We start from the raw sequence: 1,215 nt of genomic DNA on the forward strand, positions 1-1,215 counted from the left end.
TATAATTAACCTACTGTTTAATTTTCAAAGTTCATTTTTGTTTTGCCCTTTTCTTAAGGACAAGTAATACTATACCACCTTAATTTAACATCGTCAATACTTTTTTAAAATTTAATTTTATTTTTTTATTTTTTTTGAGTTTTATGTTGAAATTTACACATTATACAGTTTTATTAATATTACATTATCTAAATAAAAATAACATAATATTATAATTAAAGTAGTCATTTAAAATAATAGACCACTTTAATTATTAAATTTTTAAATTAATCAACTTGACTTAATAATCTTTTAGTTATATCTCTTAGTTTCATTTCTCCAACTTCTTCATGAGTTATTGCTACAACAGCTTTTATTCTATCTTCTGAATTATCCCACTTATATGATCTAACATTAAGAATAGCACCTTCTGGCATTAATTCTTCTAAATCTACACCAATTTCATCTGCTAAAGTCATATATTCATCAAATAAATCTTCTGTTTCCATTTCACTTAATTCATATTCTTCTTTTATTATTTCATTTAACTCTTCAATATCTACACTAATTTGGAATGCAATAGTATCTTCTCTTTTAGATCCTTTGCTTAAATCTTTATCTACTCTAAATGGACTTTCATTCTCTATTAATGATTTAATTTCTTCACTATCTACAATTTCATTACCGAATAATATGTACATATATAATTCTCCTCATCCTGTGTTAATTATTTAGCCAATGATTCAATTAAACACTCTTCTAAAGAATTTTTAATTCCTTTTTCTTTTGCAACCCTTATTAAATATGAGTATTTTGATTTTTTAGCTTCTAAATCGTATATAGCTACATCAACTAACTCCGGGTCACTTACAAATTGAAAAAAATTCTCAGCATGTTTAATTTCTAATTGTGCTGCCTTTATTTCTTTTATAATTTTTTTATTCTCTATATCATATTTTAAAGTTTTTTTTCTAGGCATAAAAATTCCTCCAATAAATTTATTATCTACCTAGAATCTTGCCAAAAATAACTTTAGATATACCTATCTATGTCTTTTTAATGTATATATTACATCTTTAATCCTATTTTGACAATAGATAAAGCTTTCCTAAAATTAACAATAAAAAAACATCTAATTTATTCAAATTAGATGTTTTACACTGGTGGGATTAACAGGGCTCGAACCTGTGACCCCCTGCTTGTAAGGCAGGTGCTCTCCCAGCTGAGCTATAATCC

2 protein-coding genes are annotated in these 1,215 nt (G+C 25.2%); both read right to left on the minus strand.

What is annotated here, in order from left to right; translation table 11 throughout:
* Positions 1-266: 266 nt before the first annotated feature.
* Positions 267-680 (minus strand): hypothetical protein, encoded by a 414-nt coding sequence (locus GFJ41_RS17715; RefSeq protein WP_021431477.1) that lies wholly within the window; start codon positions 678-680, stop codon positions 267-269.
* A gap of 26 nt (positions 681-706) precedes the next feature.
* A complete protein-coding gene (locus GFJ41_RS17720; RefSeq protein ID WP_021431476.1) occupies positions 707-958 on the minus strand; it encodes a DUF2508 family protein in 252 nt (83 codons plus the stop codon).
* Between the last annotated feature and the right edge of the window lie 257 nt (positions 959-1,215).

The sequence above is a fragment of the Paraclostridium dentum genome, from assembly GCF_012922555.1.
Lineage (GTDB): Bacteria > Bacillota > Clostridia > Peptostreptococcales > Peptostreptococcaceae > Paraclostridium > Paraclostridium dentum.

What these genes read in the sequence shown, in the direction of transcription:
- GFJ41_RS17715 (WP_021431477.1), bottom strand. Translation starts at nt 680, where the DNA reads ATGTACATATTATTCGGTAATGAAATTGTAGATAGTGAAGAAATTAAA.
- GFJ41_RS17720 (WP_021431476.1), bottom strand. Translation starts at nt 958, where the DNA reads ATGCCTAGAAAAAAAACTTTAAAATATGATATAGAGAATAAAAAAATT.